The sequence below is a fragment of the Brevundimonas sp. FV1ye7S genome (assembly GCF_058680995.1).
Genome location: NZ_CM178726.1, coordinates 1,589,976 through 1,612,273, shown reverse-complemented (window position 1 = coordinate 1,612,273; position 22,298 = coordinate 1,589,976). Strand labels below are relative to the sequence as shown.

Annotated in this window: 26 protein-coding genes and 1 tRNA gene; 12 read left to right on the top strand and 15 right to left on the bottom strand. The window is 67.5% G+C overall.

From position 1 onward, the window contains the following. Positions 1–27: 27 nt before the first annotated feature. The 4 genes from ACW18C_RS07705 (at position 28) to ACW18C_RS07690 (ending at position 3,361) form a co-directional block, all read left to right on the top strand. Complete coding sequence (locus ACW18C_RS07705) at positions 28–624, top strand: CvpA family protein (protein WP_008258948.1); 597 nt, start codon at positions 28–30, stop codon at positions 622–624. Positions 625–651: 27 nt separating this feature from the next. Then, positions 652–2,157, top strand: coding sequence for an amidophosphoribosyltransferase (gene purF / locus ACW18C_RS07700; protein WP_008260342.1), 1,506 nt, complete (start codon positions 652–654; stop codon positions 2,155–2,157). A gap of 12 nt (positions 2,158–2,169) precedes the next feature. Beyond that, complete coding sequence (locus ACW18C_RS07695; RefSeq protein ID WP_492073836.1) at positions 2,170–2,481, top strand: hypothetical protein; 312 nt, start codon at positions 2,170–2,172, stop codon at positions 2,479–2,481. A gap of 127 nt (positions 2,482–2,608) precedes the next feature. Next, on the top strand, positions 2,609–3,361 hold the full coding sequence (locus ACW18C_RS07690) for an SDR family NAD(P)-dependent oxidoreductase (RefSeq protein ID WP_426025327.1): 753 nt from the start codon (positions 2,609–2,611) through the stop codon (positions 3,359–3,361). Here ACW18C_RS07690 and ACW18C_RS07685 read toward each other — a convergent pair whose 3' ends face one another. Further along, positions 3,362–4,249 (bottom strand): oxidoreductase, encoded by an 888-nt coding sequence (locus tag ACW18C_RS07685; protein ID WP_492073834.1) that lies wholly within the window; start codon positions 4,247–4,249, stop codon positions 3,362–3,364. 144 nt (positions 4,250–4,393) lie between these two features. Here ACW18C_RS07685 and ACW18C_RS07680 point away from each other — a divergent pair, with 144 nt between their 5' ends. Beyond that, complete coding sequence (locus ACW18C_RS07680) at positions 4,394–5,296, top strand: AraC family transcriptional regulator (protein ID WP_492073832.1); 903 nt, start codon at positions 4,394–4,396, stop codon at positions 5,294–5,296. Here ACW18C_RS07680 and ACW18C_RS07675 read toward each other — a convergent pair. From ACW18C_RS07675 to ACW18C_RS07635, 9 genes are all read right to left on the bottom strand, one after another. After that, complete coding sequence (locus ACW18C_RS07675; RefSeq protein WP_492073830.1) at positions 5,293–5,919, bottom strand: methyltransferase family protein; 627 nt, start codon at positions 5,917–5,919, stop codon at positions 5,293–5,295. The genes ACW18C_RS07680 and ACW18C_RS07675 overlap by 4 nt on opposite strands. Positions 5,920–6,021: 102 nt before the next feature. After that, complete coding sequence (locus ACW18C_RS07670; RefSeq protein WP_154726147.1) at positions 6,022–6,480, bottom strand: NUDIX hydrolase; 459 nt, start codon at positions 6,478–6,480, stop codon at positions 6,022–6,024. A 7-nt stretch (positions 6,481–6,487) separates the two neighbouring features. Further along, a complete protein-coding gene (gene der, locus ACW18C_RS07665) occupies positions 6,488–8,107 on the bottom strand; it encodes a ribosome biogenesis GTPase Der (RefSeq protein WP_008259997.1) in 1,620 nt (539 codons plus the stop codon). Positions 8,108–8,139: 32 nt separating this feature from the next. Next, entirely contained in the window at positions 8,140–9,519 is a 1,380-nt protein-coding gene (locus ACW18C_RS07660) for a PQQ-binding-like beta-propeller repeat protein (RefSeq protein ID WP_040349441.1), read from the bottom strand. 23 nt (positions 9,520–9,542) lie between these two features. Further along, positions 9,543–10,289: a tetratricopeptide repeat protein gene (locus tag ACW18C_RS07655; RefSeq protein WP_154726146.1), complete on the bottom strand. Its 747-nt coding sequence runs from the start codon at positions 10,287–10,289 to the stop codon at positions 9,543–9,545. Positions 10,290–10,368: 79 nt separating this feature from the next. Further along, positions 10,369–11,205 (bottom strand): 3-methyl-2-oxobutanoate hydroxymethyltransferase, encoded by an 837-nt coding sequence (panB, locus tag ACW18C_RS07650; protein ID WP_492073827.1) that lies wholly within the window; start codon positions 11,203–11,205, stop codon positions 10,369–10,371. Positions 11,206–11,263: 58 nt separating this feature from the next. Further along, positions 11,264–11,665, bottom strand: a complete 402-nt coding sequence (locus ACW18C_RS07645; RefSeq protein WP_292147561.1) for a hypothetical protein — start codon at positions 11,663–11,665, stop codon at positions 11,264–11,266. After that, positions 11,655–12,212, bottom strand: coding sequence for an RNA polymerase sigma factor (locus ACW18C_RS07640; protein ID WP_492073822.1), 558 nt, complete (start codon positions 12,210–12,212; stop codon positions 11,655–11,657). Before ACW18C_RS07640 ends, ACW18C_RS07645 begins: the two co-directional genes overlap by 11 nt. Before the next feature lie 23 nt (positions 12,213–12,235). Continuing rightward, entirely contained in the window at positions 12,236–12,631 is a 396-nt protein-coding gene (locus tag ACW18C_RS07635; RefSeq protein ID WP_008264372.1) for a DUF6249 domain-containing protein, read from the bottom strand. 185 nt (positions 12,632–12,816) lie between these two features. Between ACW18C_RS07635 and ACW18C_RS07630 the strand changes: the two genes are divergently transcribed. Further along, positions 12,817–13,056, top strand: a complete 240-nt coding sequence (locus ACW18C_RS07630; RefSeq protein WP_183195572.1) for a DUF2188 domain-containing protein — start codon at positions 12,817–12,819, stop codon at positions 13,054–13,056. 12 nt (positions 13,057–13,068) lie between these two features. Here ACW18C_RS07630 and ACW18C_RS07625 read toward each other — a convergent pair whose 3' ends face one another. Then, the gene (locus tag ACW18C_RS07625) at positions 13,069–13,416 is read right to left on the bottom strand and encodes an ArsC family reductase (protein ID WP_492073819.1); all 348 of its coding nucleotides are present in this window, start codon (positions 13,414–13,416) and stop codon (positions 13,069–13,071) included. A 93-nt stretch (positions 13,417–13,509) separates the two neighbouring features. Beyond that, the gene (locus ACW18C_RS07620) at positions 13,510–13,644 is read right to left on the bottom strand and encodes a hypothetical protein (protein WP_255343239.1); all 135 of its coding nucleotides are present in this window, start codon (positions 13,642–13,644) and stop codon (positions 13,510–13,512) included. Here ACW18C_RS07620 and ACW18C_RS07615 point away from each other — a divergent pair. After that, positions 13,631–15,337: an ATP-binding protein gene (locus tag ACW18C_RS07615; protein WP_492073816.1), complete on the top strand. Its 1,707-nt coding sequence runs from the start codon at positions 13,631–13,633 to the stop codon at positions 15,335–15,337. The genes ACW18C_RS07620 and ACW18C_RS07615 overlap by 14 nt on opposite strands. A gap of 14 nt (positions 15,338–15,351) precedes the next feature. Here ACW18C_RS07615 and ACW18C_RS07610 read toward each other — a convergent pair whose 3' ends face one another. Further along, entirely contained in the window at positions 15,352–17,973 is a 2,622-nt protein-coding gene (locus ACW18C_RS07610) for a TonB-dependent receptor domain-containing protein (protein ID WP_492073814.1), read from the bottom strand. Positions 17,974–18,153: 180 nt separating this feature from the next. Between ACW18C_RS07610 and ACW18C_RS07605 the strand changes: the two genes are divergently transcribed. Next, positions 18,154–19,242, top strand: a complete 1,089-nt coding sequence (locus ACW18C_RS07605; protein WP_492073812.1) for an ABC transporter ATP-binding protein — start codon at positions 18,154–18,156, stop codon at positions 19,240–19,242. On the opposite strand, the gene ACW18C_RS07600 is transcribed toward ACW18C_RS07605, so the two are convergent. Then, entirely contained in the window at positions 19,239–19,595 is a 357-nt protein-coding gene (locus tag ACW18C_RS07600; protein ID WP_008260563.1) for a phage holin family protein, read from the bottom strand. The two genes, ACW18C_RS07605 and ACW18C_RS07600, sit on opposite strands and share 4 nt — an antisense overlap. Before the next feature lie 122 nt (positions 19,596–19,717). Here ACW18C_RS07600 and ACW18C_RS07595 point away from each other — a divergent pair, with 122 nt between their 5' ends. The 4 genes from ACW18C_RS07595 to ACW18C_RS07580 all read left to right on the top strand — a co-directional run bounded on the left by ACW18C_RS07595 (position 19,718) and on the right by ACW18C_RS07580 (position 21,800). Then, positions 19,718–20,155, top strand: coding sequence for an HIT family protein (locus ACW18C_RS07595; RefSeq protein ID WP_008263758.1), 438 nt, complete (start codon positions 19,718–19,720; stop codon positions 20,153–20,155). Positions 20,156–20,223: 68 nt separating this feature from the next. Further along, positions 20,224–20,299, top strand: a tRNA-Thr gene (locus ACW18C_RS07590). Positions 20,300–20,592: 293 nt separating this feature from the next. After that, positions 20,593–21,291, top strand: a complete 699-nt coding sequence (locus tag ACW18C_RS07585; protein WP_492073809.1) for a cytochrome c oxidase assembly protein — start codon at positions 20,593–20,595, stop codon at positions 21,289–21,291. Further along, the gene (locus ACW18C_RS07580; protein WP_492073807.1) at positions 21,288–21,800 is read left to right on the top strand and encodes a CopD family protein; all 513 of its coding nucleotides are present in this window, start codon (positions 21,288–21,290) and stop codon (positions 21,798–21,800) included. Before ACW18C_RS07585 ends, ACW18C_RS07580 begins: the two co-directional genes overlap by 4 nt. Here ACW18C_RS07580 and ACW18C_RS07575 read toward each other — a convergent pair. Further along, positions 21,770–22,282, bottom strand: coding sequence for a DUF2231 domain-containing protein (locus ACW18C_RS07575; protein WP_492073805.1), 513 nt, complete (start codon positions 22,280–22,282; stop codon positions 21,770–21,772). The two genes, ACW18C_RS07580 and ACW18C_RS07575, sit on opposite strands and share 31 nt — an antisense overlap. Between the last annotated feature and the right edge of the window lie 16 nt (positions 22,283–22,298).

Sequence of the window (22,298 nt, the reverse complement as noted above, 5' to 3'; positions counted from 1 at the left end):
CGCACGCAACAGCCGCTGGACCCCTGAGTGACCGGTTACGACGTCTTCGCCATCGTGGTGATCCTGTTCTCCGCCGCCGCCGGCTGGGTGCGCGGCGGGGTGCGCGAGATCATCACCCTGCTCAGCGCCCTGCTGGCCGCGCTGGTGGCGCTGGTGACCCTGCCGTGGACGGCGATCCTGGGGCGCGCCCTGGTCAATCCTGACTGGGCGGGGACCGTACTGGCGGCGGTGGTCGCCTTCTTCATCGTCTATTTCGGCGTCCGGCTGTTCGGCTCCTTCCTGTCGAAGCGGGCGCAGGCGCATCCGCAGCTGGGCGGGATCGACCGGTTCATCGGCGTCTTTGTCGGCGCGGGCCGGGCCCTGGTGCTGCTGGGGGCCGTCCATCTGGTCATCGTCGCGGCCATGCCGGGCGAACGGACGCCGCGCTGGCTGAGCGAGGCGGCCCTCTACAAGGTCAGCGCCGTAGGCGCCCGCGCCATCCAGATCATCCTGCCCGGCATCGGGCGGGGCGCCGATGCGATCACGCCCGTGGTCGATTCATCCGTGCGCAAAGGGTTTTCGAACGACGAAGCCTTGCCTCGGACGCAATCCGAGACTAACTCGCCGCGCGAAGCCGCCCCTTAAGTTTCCCCCGGTCATCGGAGCCCCACGATGCGCCATCATATCGCCGATCCTGTCGTCCACCGCGAGCACTGGCGCGAGCCGGAGGACGACCAGCTGCGGCTGGAGTGCGGCGTCTGCGGCGTCTGGGGGGCGGACGAGGACGAAGGCTCGGCCATCGTCGCCCTGGGCCTTCACGCCCTGCAGCATCGCGGCCAGGAAGCCTGCGGCATCGCCAGCGTCAAGGATGAGCGTTTCCACACCGAACGCCACCAGGGCCTGGTGGGCGAGGCCTTCGGCGGCGCCGACCTGATGACCCGCATGCCCGGCCGCGCGGCCGTGGGCCACACCCGCTATTCGACCGCCGGCGGCAGCTTTCTGCGCAACATCCAGCCGATGTTCGCCGATCTGGACCAGGGCGGCATCGCCATCGCCCACAACGGCAATCTGACCAACTTCAAATTCCTGCACGGCCAGCTGGTCAGCGAAGGCGCCATCTTCCAGTCGACGTCGGACTCGGAAGTCATCCTTCACCTGATCGCCCGCAGCCGTAAGGCCAAGATCGTTGACCGCTTCATCGACGCCCTGGCGCGGATCGAGGGCGGCTACGCCCTGGTCGCCCAGACCCGTCACAAGATGATCGGCGCCCGCGACCCGCTGGGCATCCGCCCGCTGGTGCTGGGCCAGGTCGGCGAGGCCTGGGTGCTGGCGTCCGAGACCTGCGCCCTGGACATGATGGGCGCCACCTTCGTGCGCGACGTCGAACACGGCGAGGTCGTGGTCATCGACGAGAACGGCCTGGAATCGATCAAGCCCTTCCCGGCCCGCGCCGCCCGTCCCTGCCTGTTCGAATATGTCTATTTCTCGCGCCCGGATTCGGTCGTGAACGGCTGCTCGGTCTATGAGGTCCGCAAGGAGATGGGCCGGGGCCTGGCCCGCGAATGGGGTGTCGAGGCCGACATCGTGGTGCCGGTGCCCGACTCCGGCGTGCCGGCGGCCCTGGGCTACGCCCAGGAGAGCGGCATTCCCTACGAGATGGGCATCATCCGCAGCCACTATCTGGGCCGCACCTTCATCCAGCCCAGCCAGGGCGCCCGGCAGAAGGGCGTGCGCATGAAGCACAGCCCCAACAAGTCGGCGCTGGAAGGCAAGCGGGTCGTGCTGATCGACGATTCCATCGTGCGCGGCACCACCTCGGTCAAGCTGGTCCGCGCCGTGCGCGCCGCCGGCGCCAAGGAAGTCCACCTGCGCTCGGCCAGCCCGCAGATCCTGTTCCCCGACTTTTACGGCATCGACATGCCGGAACGCGCCCAGCTGCTGGCCGCCAACAAGACGCTGGAAGAGATGCGCGAACTGCTGGAGGTCGATTCGCTGGGCTTCCTGTCCATCGACGGCCTGTACCGCGCCATGGGCGAGACGGGCCGCAACAACGCCCGTCCCCAGTACACCGACCACTATTTCACCGGCGACTACCCCACCCGCCTGCTGGATCGCGAGATCGAGGAAGGCGGCCGGGAGGTTTCGGCGCGGCAACTATCGCTGCTGGTCAGCGCCTGATATCTTGGGTTGATGGCGCACAACCCTGTTCAAAATAGCCAGTTGCAGGAGGGGAGGCTCTTCCTGATCAGATTTGGCGGCCGACTTTTGGCGATTGTCGGGGTGTTCTTCGTCTTCAACCTGATCCTGGCGGGAAACCAAGCCGCCCTGTCGCCTTGGACCCTCGCTGGTTTGACGACGGGCTTGGGCGCGGGGCAGCTACTCCCCGGCAAGCGCCGCATTCGCGTCCCGTCTATGGTTTGGCTGGGCGTCGGGTTGCTGATGATCTTGGTCGCCGCTGCGGCGTCATACAGCCTCGCCCAGGCAGCCTCCGGCGGAAACTAAGCCGCATCCGGATGCCCTCGGGACGCAATGTCGTGGTCGTTGACGATCAGGGCGTCAGCTTCAGCCTGTGGTCGCCTTCTGCCTGATCCCGCTTGGCGACCGCCGCCCACGCGGGCTAAGCAGGGCTATGTCAGACCTGCCCCTCAAAGACCGTATCGCCCTCGTCGTCGGGGCCTCGCGCGGGATCGGCTATGAGAGCGCCCTGGCCCTGGCGAAGGCCGGCGCGCATGTGGTCGCTACAGCGCGGACGCAGGGCGGGCTTGAGGAACTGGACGACGCCGTCTTCTCCGCCACCGGCCAGCACGCGACCCTGGTTCCGTTCGATCTGGTCGACGGCGGCGGAATCGACCGACTGGGCGGGGCCATATTCGAACGGTTCAAGAAGCTGGACGTCTGGGTCAACGCCGCCGCCACCATGGGGCCGTCGGGCTTGACGCCGGTGGCCCATGCCGACCCGCGTGAATTCGCCAAGGTCGAGAAGGTCAATTTCACCGCCGTCTATCGGATGATCCGCTCGCTGGAGCCGCTGCTGCGGGCCTCCGACGCCGGGCGGGCCATCCACCTCACCTCCAGCGTCGCCACCTCGCCGCGCGCCTTCTGGGGCATGTACGCCGCGACCAAGGCCGGGGCCGAGGCCCTGGTCAAGGCCTGGGCGGACGAGGTGGAGAGCACCCCGATCCGCGTCAGCATCGTCGATCCCGGCCGGATGCGCACCGCCCTGCGCGCCCAGGCCTTCCCCGGCGAGGATCCGCAGACCCTGCCCCACCCGTCCGAGATCGGCCCGCTGATAGTCGAGCTGGCGCGCGGCGACCTGACGCCGCCGCTGACGGTGCGATTCCGCGACTGGCGGGACGCGCCGACGACGGAGGCGCTGGTCTGATCAGCTCCAGGCGGTGTCCAGCCCCGGTTCCGCGCGGAAGGCAAAGCTTCCGTCCGTCGAAGCCGACAGGTCGCGCCAGGCGTTCAGTTCGCTGAGAAGGTCGGCGGCCTTGCCCTCCACCACGGCGACGGCGTCCATGCCCGCCGACCAGCGGAGGGGCGGGTTCTCCGCATTCGCCAGGGTCACCAGGGCCTGGCCCAGCTTGGCCGGATCGCCGGCCTGGTTCTGGTTGCGCCCTTCATAGAAGGCGCGAAGGGCGGCCGAGGCCTCGGCGTAGTCGGCGATGGGACTGTCGGCGAAACGGACCGAGGTCGCATCGAGGAAGTCGGTGCGGAAGAAGCCCGGCTCGACAATGGTCATGCGGACGCCGAACGGCCTAACCTCGGCGGCGACCGACTCGGTGAAGCCTTCGACGGCGAACTTGGACGCGCAATAGATCGAACCGCTCTCGCCGCCCTGCAGGCCGCCGATCGACGAGATGTTGAACACATGGCCCGACCGCTGGGCCCGCATGACCGGCAGGACGGCGCGGGTCATGTCGAACAGGCCGAAGACATTGGTGTCGAACTGGGTCCGGGCGTCCTGGGGCCGGGTCTCCTCGAACAGGCCGAGGTGGCCGTAGCCGGCGTTGTTGACCAGGACGTCGATGCGGCCGAAGCGGGCGACCGTCGCCTCGACGGCGGCGGCGATGGCGGCGGGATCGGTGACGTCGAGCGTCACGGACAGGACCGTGTCGCTGTCGGGACCGAAGGCCTCGACCAGGGCGTCGCGGTTGCGGCCGGCGACGACGACCCTGTCGCCGGCGTCCAGAGCAGCGCGGGCGATGGCGGCGCCCAGGCCGCGGGCGGCGCCGGTGACGAACCAGGTCTTCCGGGATGGGTTGGTCATGAGATGTCTCCTCTGTCTGACGGGACGGAGAAGACGCGCCTTCGCCTTCCAGGCGTTAGGGCGATCCAGGCGAAGTCTTGCACGATCCTGCCAAAGCGCGCTCCGCCGCTTGCGCGGGCGCGATGACAGGCATTGGATGCGGACATGAGCCTCTTGCCCGAAATGAGCGCCATCGTCGCGCGCCATGCGCCGCCCGACCTGTCGCGCTCGGCCGTGCCGGGCCTGCGCCTGTATGGCAGCGACGCGCCGACGCGGATGGTGTCGGTCGGCTATGAACCCATGCTGTACCTGGTGGTGTCCGGCGGCAAACAGACGATCCTCGGCGAGACCGTCTATTCCTATCGGGCCGGCGACTGCCTGGTGGTGTCGGCGGAACTGCCGGTCTGCGGCAGCATCATCGAAGCGCCGTACCGCGCCCTGAGCTTCGACCTGAACCCGACGACGATCGCCGGCCTGATGGTGGAGATCGGCGCCCCCGCCGCCTCGGACCCGTCGCCGCCGTCGGGCATCCATGTGACACAGTTGGAGGACGAACTGCTGGAACCAATGGCGCGCCTGTTGCGCCTGCTGGAGCGGCCGCACGAGATCGCGGTGATGACGCCGATGATCGAGCGGGAACTTGTGTGGCGGCTGCTGCACAGCCGGCACGCCGCCACGGTGCGCCAGATCGGCTCGGCCGAAAGCCGCCTGTCAGGCGTCAGCCGCGCCATCAACTGGATCCGCGTCCATTACGCCGAGCCGATGCGGCTGGAGGCCCTGTCGGACCTGGCCGGTATGAGCCTGTCGACCTTCCACCGGCATTTCCGGACGGTGACGACCATGAGCCCGTTGCAGTTCCAAAAGCAGGTGCGGCTGCAACAGGCCCGCGCCCGCCTGCTGAGCGGCGGCGACGGGGCGGCGGAGACGGGTTTCGCGGTCGGCTACGACAGCCCGTCCCAGTTCAGCCGCGAATACGCCCGCCAGTTCGGTCTGCCGCCCGGCCGGGACGCGGTGCGGATGCGCGAGACCCTGGCGGTCGAGGGTTTGGCCGGGATCCGAGCCGCCTAGGGCAGGTGCGCCAGCACCTTCAGCCAACCTTCAGCCTGGGCCAGGTCGATGGCTTCGAACAGGGGGATGGCCAGAAGGAAGACCAGGCCGTCGCGGATGGTGGTCAGGAAGAAGGACGGGCGGATCGACAGTTCGGCCTCGTCACGCCACAGGGCGAAGTTGGGCAGGAAGCGCGGCGTGCGGGCCTTGTAGGCGGCGTAGGCGGCGCCGAAGGTCGCGCCCAGCCAGGCCTCTTCGCGGCGAACGGTCAGATAGAAGACCGCCAGGGACGCGAGGGTGAACAGCACCGCCAGGGTCAGGCTGCCGCTCTGGGCGCCGATGCCGAAGGCGCCGAAGAAGCTGAAGATGTAGAGCGGATTGCGGCTGATCGAATACGGGCCGCGCGACACGATCTCGGCCTTCTTGCGCCCGCCGATATAGAGCGAACACCAGGCGCGGCCGACAATGGCGAAGACGATGGCGGCCAGACCCACGGCCTCGATCCCTTCGTGCATGGGGCTGTCCAGACCGGAAGCGGACTGTGACACCATGGTCAGGCCGACAAGCGCCAGCAGGGCGATCAGGACGGCGCCCTTGCGCACCTTTTGAACCGCTTGAAGATCGAAAATTTGGGTCGTTGTCATGACGCGCTCCAGTGGAGCAAAAACCCAAGCGCTGCTTTTTACGACGTGGCAAGAAGTTTAATTGCAAGCGAAAATCGCTCGCGAAACGGCGTAGGCGGAGCATTACAACGTAGAGAGGATTTCGGGCAGATCGTCCGGCCAGATCGTATCTTCCGACGCCGTGATCTGGGCCGTCGTCCACCAGCGATGCTCGATCAGGACGCGACGTTCCTCCTCGGTCCAGCCGGTCGGCGAGGGGTCGAAGGGTTCGGTGCGCAGCAGGAAGAAGCGCTGGTCCACATGGGACAGGCGGCCGTCGGGCAGGCGGAAATCGACGACGCGGCGGGCGACTTCGGGGCCGGGATCGGCGACGATAAGGCCGGTTTCCTCGAACAGTTCGCGACGCGCGGCGTCGGCATAGGTCTCGCCCGGTTCGCAGCCGCCGCCGGGCGTAGCCCAGAAGGCCGTGCCGGCGATCGGCCCGTCGGCGTAGACGAAGCGGAACAGCAGCACCCGCCCCTGCCCGTCCAGGATCAGCCAGCGCGAGGTCGGCCGGTCGGGGAGGACGGGCGCGACCTGCATCACAGGCTCACTTCTTGGCGCCGCCCTTTTGGCCGGTGCGGATGCGGCCCGAGCGCGAGACCTGGCGGGCGCCGCCGCGGGCGCCCTTCTGGACCGCCACCGACGAGCCGGCCTTCTTGGACGCGCTGGACTTCAGGCCGCCCAGGACCTTGGGCTGGGCCTTGCGGGTCTTCTTCTGCTCCAGCGCCTTGCCGGGCAGCTTGGACAGGGCCTCTTCCTTCTCGGCCTTCTTGATGCGGCGCGGCGCGGTCTTGGCGTCGCCCTTGTAGCGTTCGGGACCGGACTTGGCGCCGCCCTCGGCATAGGGGTTCACGCCGCTGGACTTGACGTTCAGGCGGATCGGGGTGCCCGGCAGGTCGAAGCTCTCGCGGATCGAGTTGACCAGATAGCGCTTGTAATGCTCGGGCATCGACTCGGCGCGGTTGGCCATCAGCACGAAGGTCGGCGGACGGGCCTTGGTCTGGGCGATGTATTTCGGCTTGATCCGCTTGCCGTCCACGGCGGGGGGCGGGTGCCGCTGGGTGGCCATGGACAGCCAGGTGTTCAGGTCCTTGGTCTTCACCTTGACCGACCAGGTGTCATAGGCCTGGAGCACGGCCGGCATCAGGCGTTCGACGCCCCGGCCCGAGTGCGAGGACAGGGCCACGAAGGGCGAGCCCTTCAGTTGCGGCAGCTTGTCCTCGGCCATGCCCTTCAGCTTGGCCATGCGGGCCTGGGGCTCGTCTTCCAGATCCCATTTGGACGCGACATAGACCAGGGCGCGGCCTTCGCGCTCGACCAGGTCGGCCAGCTGCAGGTCCTGGGTGTCGAAGGCGTCGTCCTTGTCCATCATCAGGATGACGACTTCGGCGAAGGTGATGGCGCGGATGGTGTCGGCGACCGACAGCTTCTCCAGCTTCTCCTGCACGCGCGCCTTGCGACGCATGCCGGCCGTATCGACCAGCCGGATGTTCTTGCCCTCGAACGTCCAGTCGACCGAGATGGAGTCGCGGGTGATCCCCGCTTCCGGTCCGGTCAGCAGGCGGTCGTCGCCGATCAGACGGTTGATCAGGGTGGACTTGCCGGCGTTGGGACGACCGATCACGGCGATGCGGATCGGCTTGTCCGGCTCGTCGATCTCTTCGATGAAGATGTCTTCGGACGCCGTGCGGATGGCCTTGTACAGGTCGGCCATGCCCTCGCCGTGCTCGGCCGAGATGGCGACGGGTTCGCCGAAGCCCAGGGCGTGCGCCTCGCCGACGCCGCCGCCGCTCTCGCGGCTCTCGGACTTGTTGGCCAGCAGGATGATCGGCTTGTGCACCTTGCGCAGGCGCTCGGCGAAGATCCGGTCCAGCGAGGTGACGCCTTCGCGGGCGTCCATCATGAACATGACCAGTTCGGCGTCTTCCAGCGCGGCCTCGGTCTGCTCGCGCATCCGGGCTTCCAGGCTGTCGTCGGTGACGTCCTCGTAGCCCGCCGTGTCGATCAGCGTCAGGTCCATGTCGCCGATATTGCCGTCGGCGTAGCGCCGGTCGCGGGTCACGCCGGGGCGATCATCGACAAGCGCGAGGCGCTTGCCGACGAGGCGGTTGAACAGTGTCGATTTGCCCACATTGGGGCGGCCGACAATCGCGACCTTCAGAGCCATTTCGGCTTTCTAGCTTAATTCGGGCTGAAGAGTCAGCGAATGCAGATCAGCTGGCCGTTGTCGGTCAGCACGTACAGGGCGCCGTTGTAGGCGGCGGGGGCGATATAGGCGGGGGCGCCCAGTTTCAGCGTCGTCTGGGCGACGCCCGTCTTGGGATCAAAGGCCACGGCCTCGCCGTAGGAGTTGACCATCACCAGACGGTTGGAAGCCAGCAGCGGACCCGACCATTGGGGATAGATGGTCCGACGGCCGAAGTTGAGGAACCCGCCGACCTTGCGCTTGCGCCCCTCGTTCAGTTCGCGGGTCCAGTAGATCTGGCCCGTGTCGCGATTGGCGGTGATCAGTTCGCCCGAGGTGGAGACGATGAAGACCACGTCGCCGACCGGAAGGGGGGCGTTCACGCCGGTGACCGGCAGCTGCCACTTTGGCTGACCCGAGCGCAGGTCCAGGGCCGAAAGAACGCCCGAATGGCTGACGCCATAGACCATGCCCCGGCTGATGACGGGGCGGCCGGCGACGTCGCGGACTTCCGACAGGGCGCTGGTGCGGCTGGTGCGCGACAGGGTCTGTTCCCACAGCGGCTGGCCGTTCAGGGCGCTGAGCGCGACCAACTGGCCCGACGAGAACGGCGCGATGACGGTGTTTCCGGTCACGGCCGGGCTGGAGGCGCGCATGACGCGCGCCGGCTCGGCGATGCCGCGATAGGTCCAGTCCTGGGCGCCGCTGTTGACGTCGAAGGCGAACAGCTGGCTGTCCACATCGACGACGAAGACATGCGCGCCGACGACCGTCGGGGCGCCGTGGATCGGGGAATCGACCTGCTGGGTCCAGACCACGGCGCCGGTCGCGGCGTCCAAGGCCGTCACCGAGCGATAGCCGGACGAGACGAAGACCTTGCCGCCGGCGAAGGCGACGCCGCCGCCGAAGCCGCCGCTGCGGTCACGCTCGGCGTCCTTGACGTTGACCTTCCACAGGATGTCGCCGGTGTCGGCCGAGACGGCCGAGACGGTCGATTCGCCGTCCAGCACGAAGATCTTGCCGTCGGCGGCGACGATGGGCGCCATGACATTGCCGACGCGGGCCGAGCCCTCGCCCACGCTGCGCTTCCAGGCGATCTGGAAATTGGGGGCCGCGATGACGTGTTCGACCAGGTTTTCCGAGGTCCCGCCCGGCTGGGTCCAGGCCGTGGCGGCCTGGGGTCCCGGCAGGAAGTAGTCGCGGCCGGACAGGGCGGCCGACGGCGCCAGCTGCTGTTCGAACTCGAGCACCGAGATGCGTTCGCCGGCCGAGGCGGTCGCCTTGGCGTCGTCCTTCTTGCCCAGGCCGAACGGCAGGTTACGGCTGACCGTGCCGCATGAGGCCATGGTGGCGGCGACGCCGCAGATCAGCGCGACTTTCAGAACTCGGTTCATCTTGGGCGTCCTGTAGGGGGTCGTCACTGTTGGGCCGGGGCGATGGGAGTGGGCGCATTGGCGGCGCCGGCGGCCGGCGGAGCCGCGTTCTTGGCCGCATCGGCGATGCTCTTGAGCGCCCCCGCCGTGCCGGCGTCGATCGTGGCGACAGCAATGTTGGCGCGCTGACGAACATCATCAGGCACGTCCTGTCCCAGTTGCAGCAGGACGAAGGCCTCGCGGGCTTCCTTGGTCTTGCCGTGCTGCAGGCGGGCCAGGGCCAGGGCCTCCTGGGCGAAGGCGTGCAGCGGGCGCTTGTCTTCGGCCAGGGGCGTCAGGCGAGCCTCGATGTCGGCCAGGGGCGCGGTGTCCATGATCAGCAGGGCGGCCTTGAACGCCGCCGGGTCCGACAGGATCGGATCGCTGGAGGTCTTGGCGGCCTGGTCGAACAGGCGGACGGCGTCAGGGATCTTGTCGGCGGTCACGGCCAGGCCGGCCTGCTGCTGCAGGGCCAGGACCTTGTAGGCGTCGTTGCCTTCCTTGACCGTCTCCTCGAAGGCGAGACGGGCCTCGGCGGGCTTTTCGGCGCGCAGGGCCTCCATGCCGCGATCATAGGCCTCGGCGCCCTTGGCGGCCTTGCTCGAATTCAGGCTGTCCCAGCCCCACCAGCCCAGGGCGGCGACCAGGGCGACCACAAGAATGACGCCCACGACGGGCAGCCAGGTGCGGGCCAGGCGCTTGTACCGGTCGGAGCGAAGCTCCTCCTCGACCTGCTCGAAGACATCAACCACTGAAACGTCGCCCCAAAATCGCTAAAAGCAAACCGGCGCGGACCCTAGAGGTTCGCCCTTGCCGCCGCAACGTAGCCCGTTACTGCGAAGCCAGCTTTTTCGAGAAGTAGGTCTCGACTTCGGCAGGAAAACGGCGGGTTTTCACATCATTGGCGAAAGCGGCCGCCGCACGGTCGATCTCGGTGCGCAGATCCGCGTATTTGCGCACGAATTTCGGGGTCCAGTCGAACAGTCCCAGCATGTCGTTGACCACCAGAACCTGGCCGTCGCAGGCGGCCGAGGCGCCGATGCCGATGGTGGGGACGTCGATGCTCTCGGTGATCTCGCGCGCCAGCGATTCGGCCACGCCCTCGATGACGATGCAGAAGGCGCCGGCCTCGGCCGTGGCCCGGGCTTCCGCCATGACACGGTCCCGCTCGAAATCGGTGCGGCCCTTGGCCTTGAAACCGCCCTCGGCCAGAATCGCCTGGGGACGCAGGCCGACATGGCCCATGACCGGGATGCCGCGCCTGACCAGGAAGGCGACGATCTCGGCCAGTTCGACGCTGGTCTCCAGCTTGACCGCCTGGGCGCCGGTTTCCTTCATGACGCGCACGCAGTTGTCATAGGCGGCTTCCTTGCCGCCCTCATACGAGCCGAAGGGCATGTCGACGACGACCAGGGCCCGGCGCGAGCCCCGCACCACCGCCTGGCCGTGCAGGATCATCATCTCCAGCGTCACCCCGACGGTGTTCAGCAGGCCATGCACCGCCATGCCAAGGCTGTCGCCGACCAGCAAAACATCGCAGTGCGGATCCAGCAGGCCCGCCATCGGCGCGTCATAGGCGGTCAGGCAGACGATGGGCTCGCCGCCCTTGCGGCCAGCGATATCAGGCACGGAGACGCGCTTGATCGTCTCCTGGGTGTGAACGGACATCGAGAGGCTCCTGACTTCAAGTCGGGTCAGATAAGCCCCGCGATCCCGCAAGTCACCCTCACACGTCCTGAGACAGTTTCACTAGGCCCGCCGCCAGCACGGCGACGAGGGCTCCAGCCACGATCCAGAAGGCCATCATGCCCGACCCGTCCATCAGATCGAACGATCCGACGCCCAAGCCCTCCAGCCCAGATTGGGCCGCGCCCTGGGCCGTCGCCGCCGCCGTCCGCACGCCCTGCGTCAGAGTCGTCTCTCCGTCCGCAGAGAAGTTGAAATTCACCCCCTCGCGCACCGCCAGGACGCCGCCGACCAGGCCGGCCCCCGTCAGGGCCAGGGTGCGCCAGCGCGACCGTTTCTCCATACTGGCCTGGACGGTCGCCAGAAACAGGGCCTCGTCGGCCAGTCGCGGGCTCTGCGCGAACAGCCGCTCGATCATCGGATCGAATTCATCAGCCGACATGGGTCGACCTCCCGCCTGATGCCTGCGCCGGCTGAAGCCGGGCGCGGAGTTTATCCAGACCACGTTTGACATGAGACTTCACCGTGCCGAGCGGCAAATTCATGGCCGCCGCGATTTCGGGGTGGGACATTCCTGCGCCGTGGCACAGGGAGACGCAGACCCGTTCGGTTTCGTTGAGCGTCTTCATCGCCTCGTCCAGGTCCATAAAGCCGGCGTGATCGACCACGACGTCGGCCTCGTCCGCCTCGACTTCCGCGACATAGCGAGCCTCGCGCGCGACGCGCTTCAGATACAGGCGGGCGGCGATCTTCTTGATCCAGCCGGCGAAGGTCCCCTGCCCCCGGAACTCCGAGCAACGCTGGAAGCCCAGCAGGAAGGCGTCCTGGGCCACGTCGTCGGCCAGGGACGGCGCCGCGCCCATGCGGCGGAGCAGGCCCCGGACCGCCGACCCGTGCCGACGGACCAGTTCGCCATACTCCCGCCGTCCGCCGGCCGCCGCCTGGGCGGCCAGCTCGACGTCGTGGAGATCTCTGAGTGGTTTGATCATGACGTTCCCCCTTCCGGCGGACGTCAGTCTTTGTTCGGGTTGAACAAGCCCAGGATGATGAAGGCGATGCCGATAGCGACGGGGATGCAGGCCAGACCCAGCAGAGGCCCCTCGCCATTTCCGCCCCATTGACTGGTGAAACCGCCGACCGTGAACGCAAATCCGGCGATGCCCACGCCGCTCGCCAGGCTGAGCACGCCCTTGCGGATGTCCTTGCTGCGCGACGGCAGCCCTTTCTGCACGTCCTTGGTCATGGCGTCGATCAACTCGGGCGGAAGGGTCTGGCCCTTATCGACCGCGTGCCTGACCGTCAGTTGCATCTCGCGGCGCTCCCGATTTTTCAGGAACGATGGCCCGACAATCACGGCGACGATCGCGGTGAAGACGATGAAGACGATGAAGACGGGTGTAGCGCCCATGATGAACTCTCTCTTGATCCGATGCGACAGCCTGATGCGGCGGCCTTCTGATCACAAGAGGCTGTGGGATGCGCGTACGGATGCGCGGCCCGACGTGAAATCTTCGTAAGGTCGCGGCGCGAAGCCCATGACGCGACAACGGGTTCGGGCTAACGTCATGGCCTGACCCCCTGAAGGAGATTCCCATGGCCCACGTCACCTATCGCATCGTCGAGCACGACGGCGGATGGGCCTACCAGTCCGGGGGCACCTATTCCGAGACCTTCGCCACCCACGAGGCCGCCAAGGCCGCTGCGGTCCGGGCCGCGCGCGAACAGAAGGTGCCGGACGAGAACGCCGCCATCGAATACGAAACCGCCGACGGCCGCTGGGTGACGGAAAGCGCCGACGGACACGACCGCCCGGCGACCGACGTCGAAGACTGACGGCCCCCGCCCCTATTCGAAGACGGCGGCGTAGGCTTCGGGCTTGAAGCCGACCAGGCGCCGGTCCCCCAGATCCAGGACCGGCCGCTTGATCATCGAGGGCTGGGCCGTCATCAGGGCGACGGCCTTGTCCCGATCAATGTCCGCCCGGTCGGCCTCGGGCAGTTTCCTGAAGGTCGTGCCGGCGCGGTTCAATACCGTCTCCCAGCCGTGTTCGTCGATCCACTGGCCCAATTGGACCGGGTCGACGCCCGCCTTCTTGTAGTCATGAAAGACATAATCGACGCCGTGCTGGTCCAGCCAGACGCGGGCCTTCTTGACGGTGTCGCAGTTGGGAATGCCGTAGAGGACGACGGTCATGGGCGGTCCTTTTCCTTGGGGCGGCCGCTGTGCCTGTAGATAGTCCTCCTGACAAGCCTGGAAACCCGCTGTTCATGAGCGGGGACCCAATACTCATCGCCCCGCCAGAACACGGTTTCCCATGTCGATCCGCGCCGCTTCAAAACGTGTCCTGGCCTTGATGAGGACCAGGGCGGCGCTGTCCGCAGTCTCCATGATGGCGACGATGACGGCGATGATGGCCGCCATGATCGTCGTGGTGTTCGGGAACCTGTCCACCATAGAGGCCGCAGACCGTGCGGTTAACCACACCCGGGTTGTCGAAACCGCGGCGGCCGATCTTCTGGCGTCCAGCCTGGACCAGGAAACCGGCGTCAGGGGATATGGCGAAAGCAGGGGCGAACCGGCTGCGCTCGAACCCTATTTTGCAGGCCAGGCGAAGTTCAGCGAAGAACTGCAGACCCTCTACCGTCTGTCGAGCGACAATCCTCAGCAGACCGCCAGACTGGACGCCCTGCGTGAGGGGCTGGACCGCTGGCGTTCCGTCTATGCAAGCCCTCAGCTGGCCCGTCCCCAAAGCCAGATCGCCGATCCCGCCCTGGCGGACCGAGGTCGAGCCGCTATGGACGAGGTGCGCCGATTGCTGGACGATCTTCGTGCGGAGGAGGCCTTGGCGACCCAGGAACGCGAGAAGGCGCGTGATCGCGCCTATACAACCGCACGGATCGTCGTCGGCTGTGTCGGCCTGGCGGCGCTGGGGTTCGGGGCGAGCCTGGGTCTTTGGGCCGTCCGCGCCTCGGCGCGACGTGAACGCGAAGCCGTGGCCTTCGCCAAGGCCAAGACGCGAACCCTGGCCGTCGTCAGCCACGAGATCCGCACGCCGCTGAACGGCATGCTGGGCATGTTGCAGGCCATGGCGGCCGAGCCGATGGCGGCGACCCAGAAGGAACGGCTCGAGGTCGCGCTTGAATCGGGCGAAACCCTGACGGCCCTGCTCAATGATCTGCTGGACGCGTCGAAGATCGAGGCAGGACGCCTGGAGTTGCTGGAGGCCGATTTCGACCTGACGCGTCTGCTCGCGCGCATGGAGACCGCCTTCGGCGAGACGGCGCGCAAGAAGGGCGTGCCGCTGCGGATCGACATCGCGCCCGAAGCGGCGGGCGACTGGATCGGGGACAAGGTGCGGATCGGCCAGATCCTGGCCAATCTGATCTCGAACGCCGTGAAGTTCACCGATCAGGGCGAAGTGGCCTTGTCCGTCGACGTCCCGAGCGCAGGCCTGCTTCGGATCGCCGTGCGTGACAGCGGCATGGGCATGGATGAAGCCACCCTGGGCCGCCTGTTCTCACCCTATGCGCAGGCCAGCGCCGAAACCGCGCATACGCACGGCGGCACCGGCCTGGGCCTGGCGATCTCACGCTCGCTGGCGCGGATGATGGGGGGCGACATCACCGTGACCAGCACGGTCGGTCAGGGCTCCTGCTTCACCCTCGAGCTTCCGCTGCAACGCGGGCGTTCGGCCACGACCGAGCCCGAGAGCGCAAGAAGCCTGGCCGACCTGCACGTCCTGGCGGCCGACGACAACGCCGTGAATCGCCAGGTTCTGTCCGCCATCCTGCCCAGTCTGGGCGTCGAGCTGACGGTGGTCGAAAACGGCGACCAGGCCGTGGCCGCCTGGCGGGAGGGCGCCTATGATCTGGTGCTGCTGGACCTGCGCATGCCGCTCTGCGACGGCTTCGAGGCCGCCCGCCGGATTCGCGCCGAAGAGACGCCCGGCCAGCGCACGCCCCTGATCCTGTTGTCCGGCGACGTCTCCGCGTCGGTGCGGGAACAAGGCCGTGAGGCCGGTCTGGACGGCTTCGTCGCCAAGCCGCTGGACATCCATATGCTGATCGAGGCGATGAGCGCCGCCCTGCCCCCCGCGCATCCTCTGGCCGCCTGACTCCCGCGCCCTGATCAGAACCGTTTCGTCAGGCCCAGGCTGAACACCCGTCCACGCGGATCGGCGACGACCGGGTCGTAGCCGAAGGCGTACTGGGCCAGGGGCGGCGCCTTGTCCGCCAGATTGACCACGCCCAGGGCCATGTCGAGGTCGAGGCCGAGCGTGCGGGTGTAGAGCAGATCGACGGTGGTCTGGCTGGCGATGGTGGTGTCGTTGATCCCGCTGCGGTCGTTACGATAACCGGCTGTGTAGTGGACCAGGCCGGTCAGGGCGTGACCGCCGCCGCTCCAGGACAGGGCGAATTCGCCGCGATTGCGCGGCAGGGACCGGCCGATATTGTTCAGATTGGTCGAGCCCACGCCCGACACCTGGGCCGCGCCGTCGCTGAGCCGGATGTCGTAACGGTCCACATAGGTCCAGGTCGCCGAGGCCGAGGCCCGCCCGCCCCACAGCTCGCGACCGTAACGCGCCGCCAGGTCGATCCCCTGCGTCTCGATGGAAGAGGCGTTGACGAAATAGAGCTGGACGAAGGTCAGGGCGCCGCCGGCCGAACGGGTGATGCGCGACTGGGCGTCCGTGCCGGTGCGGCCCGCCGCCGTATCGGCCGCCGCCTGATCGATGATCGCCTGGGCCGATTCCTTGACCACCTGGTCGGCATAGTCGAAGCGCCAGGCGTCCAGGCCCAGTTCCAGCCCCTCGATCGGACGCCACAGGGCGCCGAAGGTCAGGCTCTCGGACTTTTCGGGTTTCAGGTCGGCGTCGCCCGAGGTCAGGGTGTTGACGAAGACGAACGCCCCCCGATCGAACACCGACGGCTGAGAGGCCTGGGCGCCGGACTGGGCGTAGACGGACGGGGCGCGGAACCCCTGCCCCCACGAGGCGCGCAGCGCCAGGGCGTCGGTCACGTCCCAGCGGACCGCCGCCTTGGGGCTGAACCGGCCCTGATCGCCGTCATAGGATTCGTAACGCCCGGCCAGTTGGGCCTCGATCCGGTCGCCCAGGTGGATTCGGGCCTCGGCGAAGCCGGCCAGGGTTTGCTGGTCGCCTTCGAAGTCCGGCGAGAACCCGGCGGTCAGCAGTTCGCCGGCGTTGACCAGATCGCTCCAGTCATGACGGAAGGCGCTGCGGCGATACTGGGCGCCCAGGGCCACATCGACCCGCCCCCCGGCCCAGGCCAGGGCCTGGCCGCCGGTCGAGGCGTCGGCCGTGGTCAGGCTGGACGCGCCGCGCAGACCGGTTGAGCCGGTCAGGCTGTCGATCAGTTCGGCGCTGTTGGCCGTGCCGGTCCCGAGATAGGCGCTGCCGAAGGGGTTGAAATACTGACAGGCGCCGACGCCCGGCCACCCCGTCGCCGCATCGCAGCCGGCGCCCCCCAGACCGTTCAGGGCGTTCTGCAGCGCGCTGCCGATCACGTCCGGCTTGTCATAGGCGACATGCTGGCGGCTGGCGGTCGCGGCCAGGCTCCAGGTCCAGCCGCCGGCGAAGTCACCGTCCAGACCGGCGGCCAGGCGCCAGGTCTCATACTCGAACACGGCGGTCGAAGCCCCGGCCTCTGCGCCCAGAAGCCGGCCCCGGAACAGGACGTCCTCGCCGAACGGATTGTCGGGGTGCGAGGCCGGCACGGTCAGGGACTGGGCCAGGATGGGCAGCGACGGCGTCTGGCGGGCGCGGGTTTCGGAGGTCGACCAGGCCGCCTGAAGCGACAGGATCATGTCCCCGACCGGACGGCGATAGTCGGCGAAGGCCTGGGTGCGCGTCTCCTCCGGCGTCAGGTCGAAGAAGTCGGAATAGTCGAGGCGGCAGAAGGCGTCGCCGGCGCTGTTGCGATAGGTGGCGTCGAAGGCGGGATTGTCGCAGGCCGGGTCCGGCGCATAGGCCCCCGTGCCGGGCCGGTAATAGGAGCCCGGCTGACCGTAGCTGGTCACGGCGGTCCAGGACGCGCGGCCGTAACGGTCCGCCTGGGTGAAGTCGCGCTCGTCGGTGCTGAGCGCCGACCGGTGGAAATGCGAGGCCGCCAGGGTCAGGTCGCCGCCCAGCAGCGCAAGACCGCCGATGGCCTGGATCACGCTCTCTTCCGATCCGTCGGCCACGGCGTATTTGGCGCTGATCTCGGGCTCCGCCACATTGTGACGGGTGATGAAGTTGACCACCCCGGCCACGGCGTCCGAGCCATAGACGGCCGAGGCGCCGTCCCTAGCCACCTCGACCCGCTGCAGGGCGATCATGGGAACGAGCGAATTGATGTCGACGAAGGCCGAGCCGTCGGTCGCCACCACGGCGCTTGTCGTCCAGCGCTGGCCGTCGACCAGGACCAGGGTCGAACCCAGGCCGAGATTGCGCAGATTGAACTGGGCCGTGCCCGAGCTCTGCGGCTGATTCAGCTGATCCACCTGGGCCTCGGAGCCCGAGTTGGCGGTGATCAGGCGGACCAGTTGCGAAGCGTCGGCGACGCCGGCGGCCGCAATGACGTTCCGCTCCAAAGTCTCGACCGGCGCGATCCGGTCGCCGCCGGCGATGCGCGATCCGGTGACGACGATATCGTCCACGCGAGACGGCCCCTCTTGCGCCTGAACTGCACACACGCCCGCCAGCCAGGCGACCGAAGCCGTCGCCATCAGGATTTTACGCCGCGCCATGTCTGTGCTCCCCAAAACCGTGACGGCGGCTTCTAGCGATGGCGTGTATTTTGCGAAAGAGTAATTTTGCAAATTTGCAAAATTAGCGGTTCTGCATACGCTCTGGAATATCGCGAGCCTTTGATCCGGCGATGTAACCGGTTACGGTAGAGAAAAATGGAAGCGGTTCAGGGAAAAAACATGGCGAACGTCCGTCTGGTCGACGTGAAGAAGGCGTTCGGCGCCGTCGAGGTGCTGAAGGGCGTCGATCTGGAGATCGCCGATGGCGAATTCGTGGTCTTCGTCGGCCCGTCCGGCTGCGGCAAGTCCACCCTGTTGCGCACCATCGCCGGGCTGGAAGAGGCGACGACGGGCGAAGTCTCCATCGGCGACCGCGTGGTCAACGACCTGTCGCCGTCCGACCGGGGCATCGCCATGGTGTTTCAGTCCTACGCCCTGTATCCGCACATGACGGCCTATGAAAACATGGCCTTCGGGCTGAAACTGGCCAAGACGGACAAGGCCGAGATCGATCGCCGCGTGCGCGCCGCCGCCGAAGCCCTGAGCATCACAGACTATCTGGACCGCAAACCCAAGGCCATGTCCGGCGGCCAGCGCCAGCGCGTCGCCATCGGCCGCGCCATCGTGCGCGAACCCGACGTCTTCCTGTTCGACGAGCCGCTGTCGAACCTGGACGCCGCCCTGCGGGTTCGTATGCGCTACGAATTCGCGCGCCTGCACGCCGAGCTGAAGACGACGATGATCTATGTGACCCACGACCAGGTCGAGGCCATGACCCTGGCCGACCGGATCGTGGTGCTGAACGGCGGCCGGATCGAACAGGTCGGGGCGCCGATGGACCTGTACCAGCGCCCGGCCAATCTGTTCGTCGCCGGCTTCATCGGTAGTCCGCGCATGAACCTGCTGGCGGGCGAGGTGGTCGCCGCCTCGGCCGCCGGGGCCACGGTGCGGACGACGGCAGGCGAGACGATCCGCGTGGCGGTGGACGCCGCCTCGGCCAAGGCCGGCGACCGCATCACCCTGGGCGTCCGGCCCGAACATCTGAGCCTGTCGGCCGAGGGCGACGTGCTGACCGCCGAGGTCCTGTTCGTCGAGCCCCTGGGGGCGACGACCATGGCCCATCTGAAACATCCGGCGTCGCAGGACACCCTGACGGTCCAGCTGGCGGGCGGGGCTCCGGCCAGGGTCGGCGAATCGCTGACCCTGCACGTCCCCGCCGACCAGGCCCATCTGTTCGACGCGGAAGGTCGCGCCTTTTCCCGACTTTAGCCGCGCTTTTCGTCACCGCCGATGAAGGCGCCAGCGATCCAGCTGACCACGCCGGTGACGATGGCCGCCCCGATTCCCGCCCACAGGCCGTCCACGGCGAAGCCGTTCAGGAACAGGGCGGTCAAGCCGATCATCGCCGCGTTCACGATCAGCAGGAACAGACCCAGGGTGACGACCGTGATCGGGAAGGTCAGCACCACCATGATCGGCCGCACGATCGCGTTGACCAGGCCCAGAATGATCGCCGCCGCGATCAGCGAGCCGTTATTGGTGAAGTCGACGCCCGGCACGATCTGGGCCGACAGCCACAGGCCGGCCATGGTGACGACGGCCTGGATGATGAAACGGATCATGTTGTCCTCAATGATGTGGAAGCGTCACCATAACGCGGCATGCCGGCAAAGGCTCCCCCTCGCCCGCCCCGGCTGCTAATCAGGGCGCTGATCCAGACTGCGACACGATACGGAGACCGGCCATGAGCCTTCACGGCGAATACGACCCCGACAACATCTTCGCCAAGATCCTGCGCGGCGAGATCCCCTCGGTGAAGGTGTGGGAGGACGACCACGTCCTGGCCTTCATGGACGTGTTTCCCCAGTCGGAAGGCCATGTCCTGATCATCGCCAAACAGTCGCAGGCGCGGAACCTGCTGGAGGTCGAGCCGGACATCCTGGCCCGGCTGACGGCCGCCCTGCAACGCACGGCCGTGGCGGTCGAAAGGGCGCTGAAGCCCGACGGGATCGCCGTGATGCAGTTCAACGGCGACGCCGGCGGCCAGACCGTCTTCCACCTGCATTTCCACATCATCCCCCGCTGGGCCGACCGGCCGATGAAGGGACACGGCCACGCGCCCATGGCCGAAGCCGCCGCCTTGAGGCCCCTGGCCGACCGGATCGCCGCAGAACTGGCCTGAGCGTGGCGGATCCGTCTTGCACAGGCGTGAATCCGTCCGCATAAGGCCAGCCAGTCCTCAAGACCGGGGCCGGTTTAGCTCAGTTGGTAGAGCGCCAGTTTTGTAAACTGGATGTCGCGGGTTCGATTCCTGCAACCGGCACCATCTCTTCACGACTTGGCCCTGCAGTTTTGCAGGTGGCGCCTTGAGGGCGCAGCGGATCACAGACCGATATCGAACGGGTGCGCTTTCACGGCGTTTCAGTCGGGAAGGCACGGGCGACCACGCGGTATGGCTTTGACCATAGCCGAGCCCTGAAGGGTGGCGAGACACCGATCGCGCCGAAACACTCAGGTCGGAACATCCTTGTCCGATACGGCTTAGGTATCTGACGGCCGCGAAGACATGCCGGGGCCACGGACGCACGACACTCATCAATCGGCAGGGAAACGCCCTGAATGCACGCCACTTACTGCGGTCCTGCGCCGCTTCCCGGCGAACTCGCCACGAGCTGGAATCTGGACCCGATTCTTCTCGCCGCGCTGTTCGCGCTGGGCGTGGGCCTGCGGCGCGACCGGGCCGGACTGGCCGGCGTGGCGGTGTTGGCGATCGCCTTCGTGTCTCCGCTCTGCGCCCTGTCGGCGGCCCTGTTTTCGGCGCGGGTCGTGCATCACGTCCTGCTCATCGCCGTCGCCGCGCCGCTTCTAGCCTTGGCGGTCCCGGCGCGACGGCCGGGGGGAATCGTGATTCCTTTCGTGGTCTCGACCACCGTCCTCTGGATCTGGCACATTCCCGCAGCCTATGACGCCGCCCTGACCAATATCCCAGTCTATTGGGTGATGCAGATCTCGCTGCTCGGCAGCGCGGTGCTGTTCTGGCGGGCGGTCCTGGCCGGGGACGGCGCACCCGTGGATCGCCTCGGGTTTGTGATCGCCGCCTTCGCCCAGATGGGGCTGCTCGGCGCCCTGCTGACCTTCGCCCCGACGTCCCTCTACGCGGCGCACAGCTTCGCGCCCCTGGCCTGGGGCATGACCCCGCTGGAGGATCAGGCCCTGGGAGGGCTGATCATGTGGGCGCCGGCGGGGATACCCTACGCGATCGCAACCATCTGGATCGCGCGCCAGGGCTGGTCGCGACTGAAGGCGACGCGCGCATGATCGACTGGCTGATACCCGCCGTTCCGCTGTTCAAGGCGGCCCATATCGTGGCCCTGGTGATCTGGTGCGGAGGGCTGCTGGCCCTGCCGCTGATGTTGACGCGCCATGACCCGAACATCTCGATTGAAGACTATCGCGTCGTCCGGAACGCCTCGCACCTGACCTATACGATGTGCGTCACGCCGGCGGCCGTCATCGCCGTGATCGCCGGCACCTGGCTGATCTTCCTGCGCGAGGTCTATGTGCCGTGGCTGTTCGCCAAACTGGCGTTCGTCGCGATGCTGGTGATGGCCCATGGCTGGATCGGCCACACCCTCGCGCGGATCGGCGAAGACCCTGACGAACACACCCCGCCCCGGCCCTATATCCCGATCGCCCTGGTTCTCTTGCCGATGTTGATGATCCTCACCCTGGTGTTGGCCAAGCCGACGCTGGCCTGGGTCGTCCTGCCGGACTGGCTGACGCAACCCCGGAGCGGTCAGCTCTTGTTCGACACGCCCAGTCGATAGTCGAAGACGAGTTTGCCGCCATGCCAGCCCGTTACCGCCACCACCCCGACACACAGGGCCGAGAGCATGATGCCGTAAGGCAACACGGCCGCCTCGTAACCATAGAGACGATGCCCCCAGTTCGCCCCGAGCAGCGCCAGCAAGGTCACCGCGATGATGAAATGGGTCCAGGCCGGAGCCCGCGCCCGGATGCCCGACACCATCAGCAATTCGGCCGTTCCGGAAACGCCCGCCAACATGCCGAACAGAAAACCCGTGCCGGCGGACCACAGGGCGGCCCGCGCCCAGAAGCCGTCGCCCGTCCACCAGTACAGTGCGTCCGCGCCCAGTGTGCAGAAGGTCAGGGCCACGGGGAAGGCGACGCTCATCGCATGGATCGGGTGACCGAACACCGCGACGCGCGACTCGGTCGCGGAAAACCCAGGCGCGGCCGCAATCGGGTCGATCAGGGCCTCGGCTTCCTCTTCGATCTTGTCCGTCATATCCCGTCCCTGCCGC

Coding starts and splice junctions, on each gene's coding strand:
- purF (WP_008260342.1), top strand. CDS start 652: ATGCGCCATCATATCGCCGATCCTGTCGTCCACCGCGAGCACTGGCGC.
- ACW18C_RS07695 (WP_492073836.1), top strand. CDS start 2,170: ATGGCGCACAACCCTGTTCAAAATAGCCAGTTGCAGGAGGGGAGGCTC.
- ACW18C_RS07690 (WP_426025327.1), top strand. CDS start 2,609: ATGTCAGACCTGCCCCTCAAAGACCGTATCGCCCTCGTCGTCGGGGCC.
- ACW18C_RS07685 (WP_492073834.1), bottom strand. CDS start 4,249: ATGACCAACCCATCCCGGAAGACCTGGTTCGTCACCGGCGCCGCCCGC.
- ACW18C_RS07680 (WP_492073832.1), top strand. CDS start 4,394: ATGAGCCTCTTGCCCGAAATGAGCGCCATCGTCGCGCGCCATGCGCCG.
- ACW18C_RS07675 (WP_492073830.1), bottom strand. CDS start 5,919: ATGACAACGACCCAAATTTTCGATCTTCAAGCGGTTCAAAAGGTGCGC.
- ACW18C_RS07670 (WP_154726147.1), bottom strand. CDS start 6,480: ATGCAGGTCGCGCCCGTCCTCCCCGACCGGCCGACCTCGCGCTGGCTG.
- der (WP_008259997.1), bottom strand. CDS start 8,107: ATGGCTCTGAAGGTCGCGATTGTCGGCCGCCCCAATGTGGGCAAATCG.
- ACW18C_RS07660 (WP_040349441.1), bottom strand. CDS start 9,519: ATGAACCGAGTTCTGAAAGTCGCGCTGATCTGCGGCGTCGCCGCCACC.
- panB (WP_492073827.1), bottom strand. CDS start 11,205: ATGTCCGTTCACACCCAGGAGACGATCAAGCGCGTCTCCGTGCCTGAT.
- ACW18C_RS07645 (WP_292147561.1), bottom strand. CDS start 11,665: ATGTCGGCTGATGAATTCGATCCGATGATCGAGCGGCTGTTCGCGCAG.
- ACW18C_RS07640 (WP_492073822.1), bottom strand. CDS start 12,212: ATGATCAAACCACTCAGAGATCTCCACGACGTCGAGCTGGCCGCCCAG.
- ACW18C_RS07635 (WP_008264372.1), bottom strand. CDS start 12,631: ATGGGCGCTACACCCGTCTTCATCGTCTTCATCGTCTTCACCGCGATC.
- ACW18C_RS07630 (WP_183195572.1), top strand. CDS start 12,817: ATGGCCCACGTCACCTATCGCATCGTCGAGCACGACGGCGGATGGGCC.
- ACW18C_RS07625 (WP_492073819.1), bottom strand. CDS start 13,416: ATGACCGTCGTCCTCTACGGCATTCCCAACTGCGACACCGTCAAGAAG.
- ACW18C_RS07615 (WP_492073816.1), top strand. CDS start 13,631: ATGATGGCCGCCATGATCGTCGTGGTGTTCGGGAACCTGTCCACCATA.
- ACW18C_RS07620 (WP_255343239.1), bottom strand. CDS start 13,644: ATGGCGGCCATCATCGCCGTCATCGTCGCCATCATGGAGACTGCGGAC.
- ACW18C_RS07610 (WP_492073814.1), bottom strand. CDS start 17,973: ATGGCGCGGCGTAAAATCCTGATGGCGACGGCTTCGGTCGCCTGGCTG.
- ACW18C_RS07605 (WP_492073812.1), top strand. CDS start 18,154: ATGGCGAACGTCCGTCTGGTCGACGTGAAGAAGGCGTTCGGCGCCGTC.
- ACW18C_RS07600 (WP_008260563.1), bottom strand. CDS start 19,595: ATGATCCGTTTCATCATCCAGGCCGTCGTCACCATGGCCGGCCTGTGG.
- ACW18C_RS07595 (WP_008263758.1), top strand. CDS start 19,718: ATGAGCCTTCACGGCGAATACGACCCCGACAACATCTTCGCCAAGATC.
- ACW18C_RS07585 (WP_492073809.1), top strand. CDS start 20,593: ATGCACGCCACTTACTGCGGTCCTGCGCCGCTTCCCGGCGAACTCGCC.
- ACW18C_RS07580 (WP_492073807.1), top strand. CDS start 21,288: ATGATCGACTGGCTGATACCCGCCGTTCCGCTGTTCAAGGCGGCCCAT.
- ACW18C_RS07575 (WP_492073805.1), bottom strand. CDS start 22,282: ATGACGGACAAGATCGAAGAGGAAGCCGAGGCCCTGATCGACCCGATT.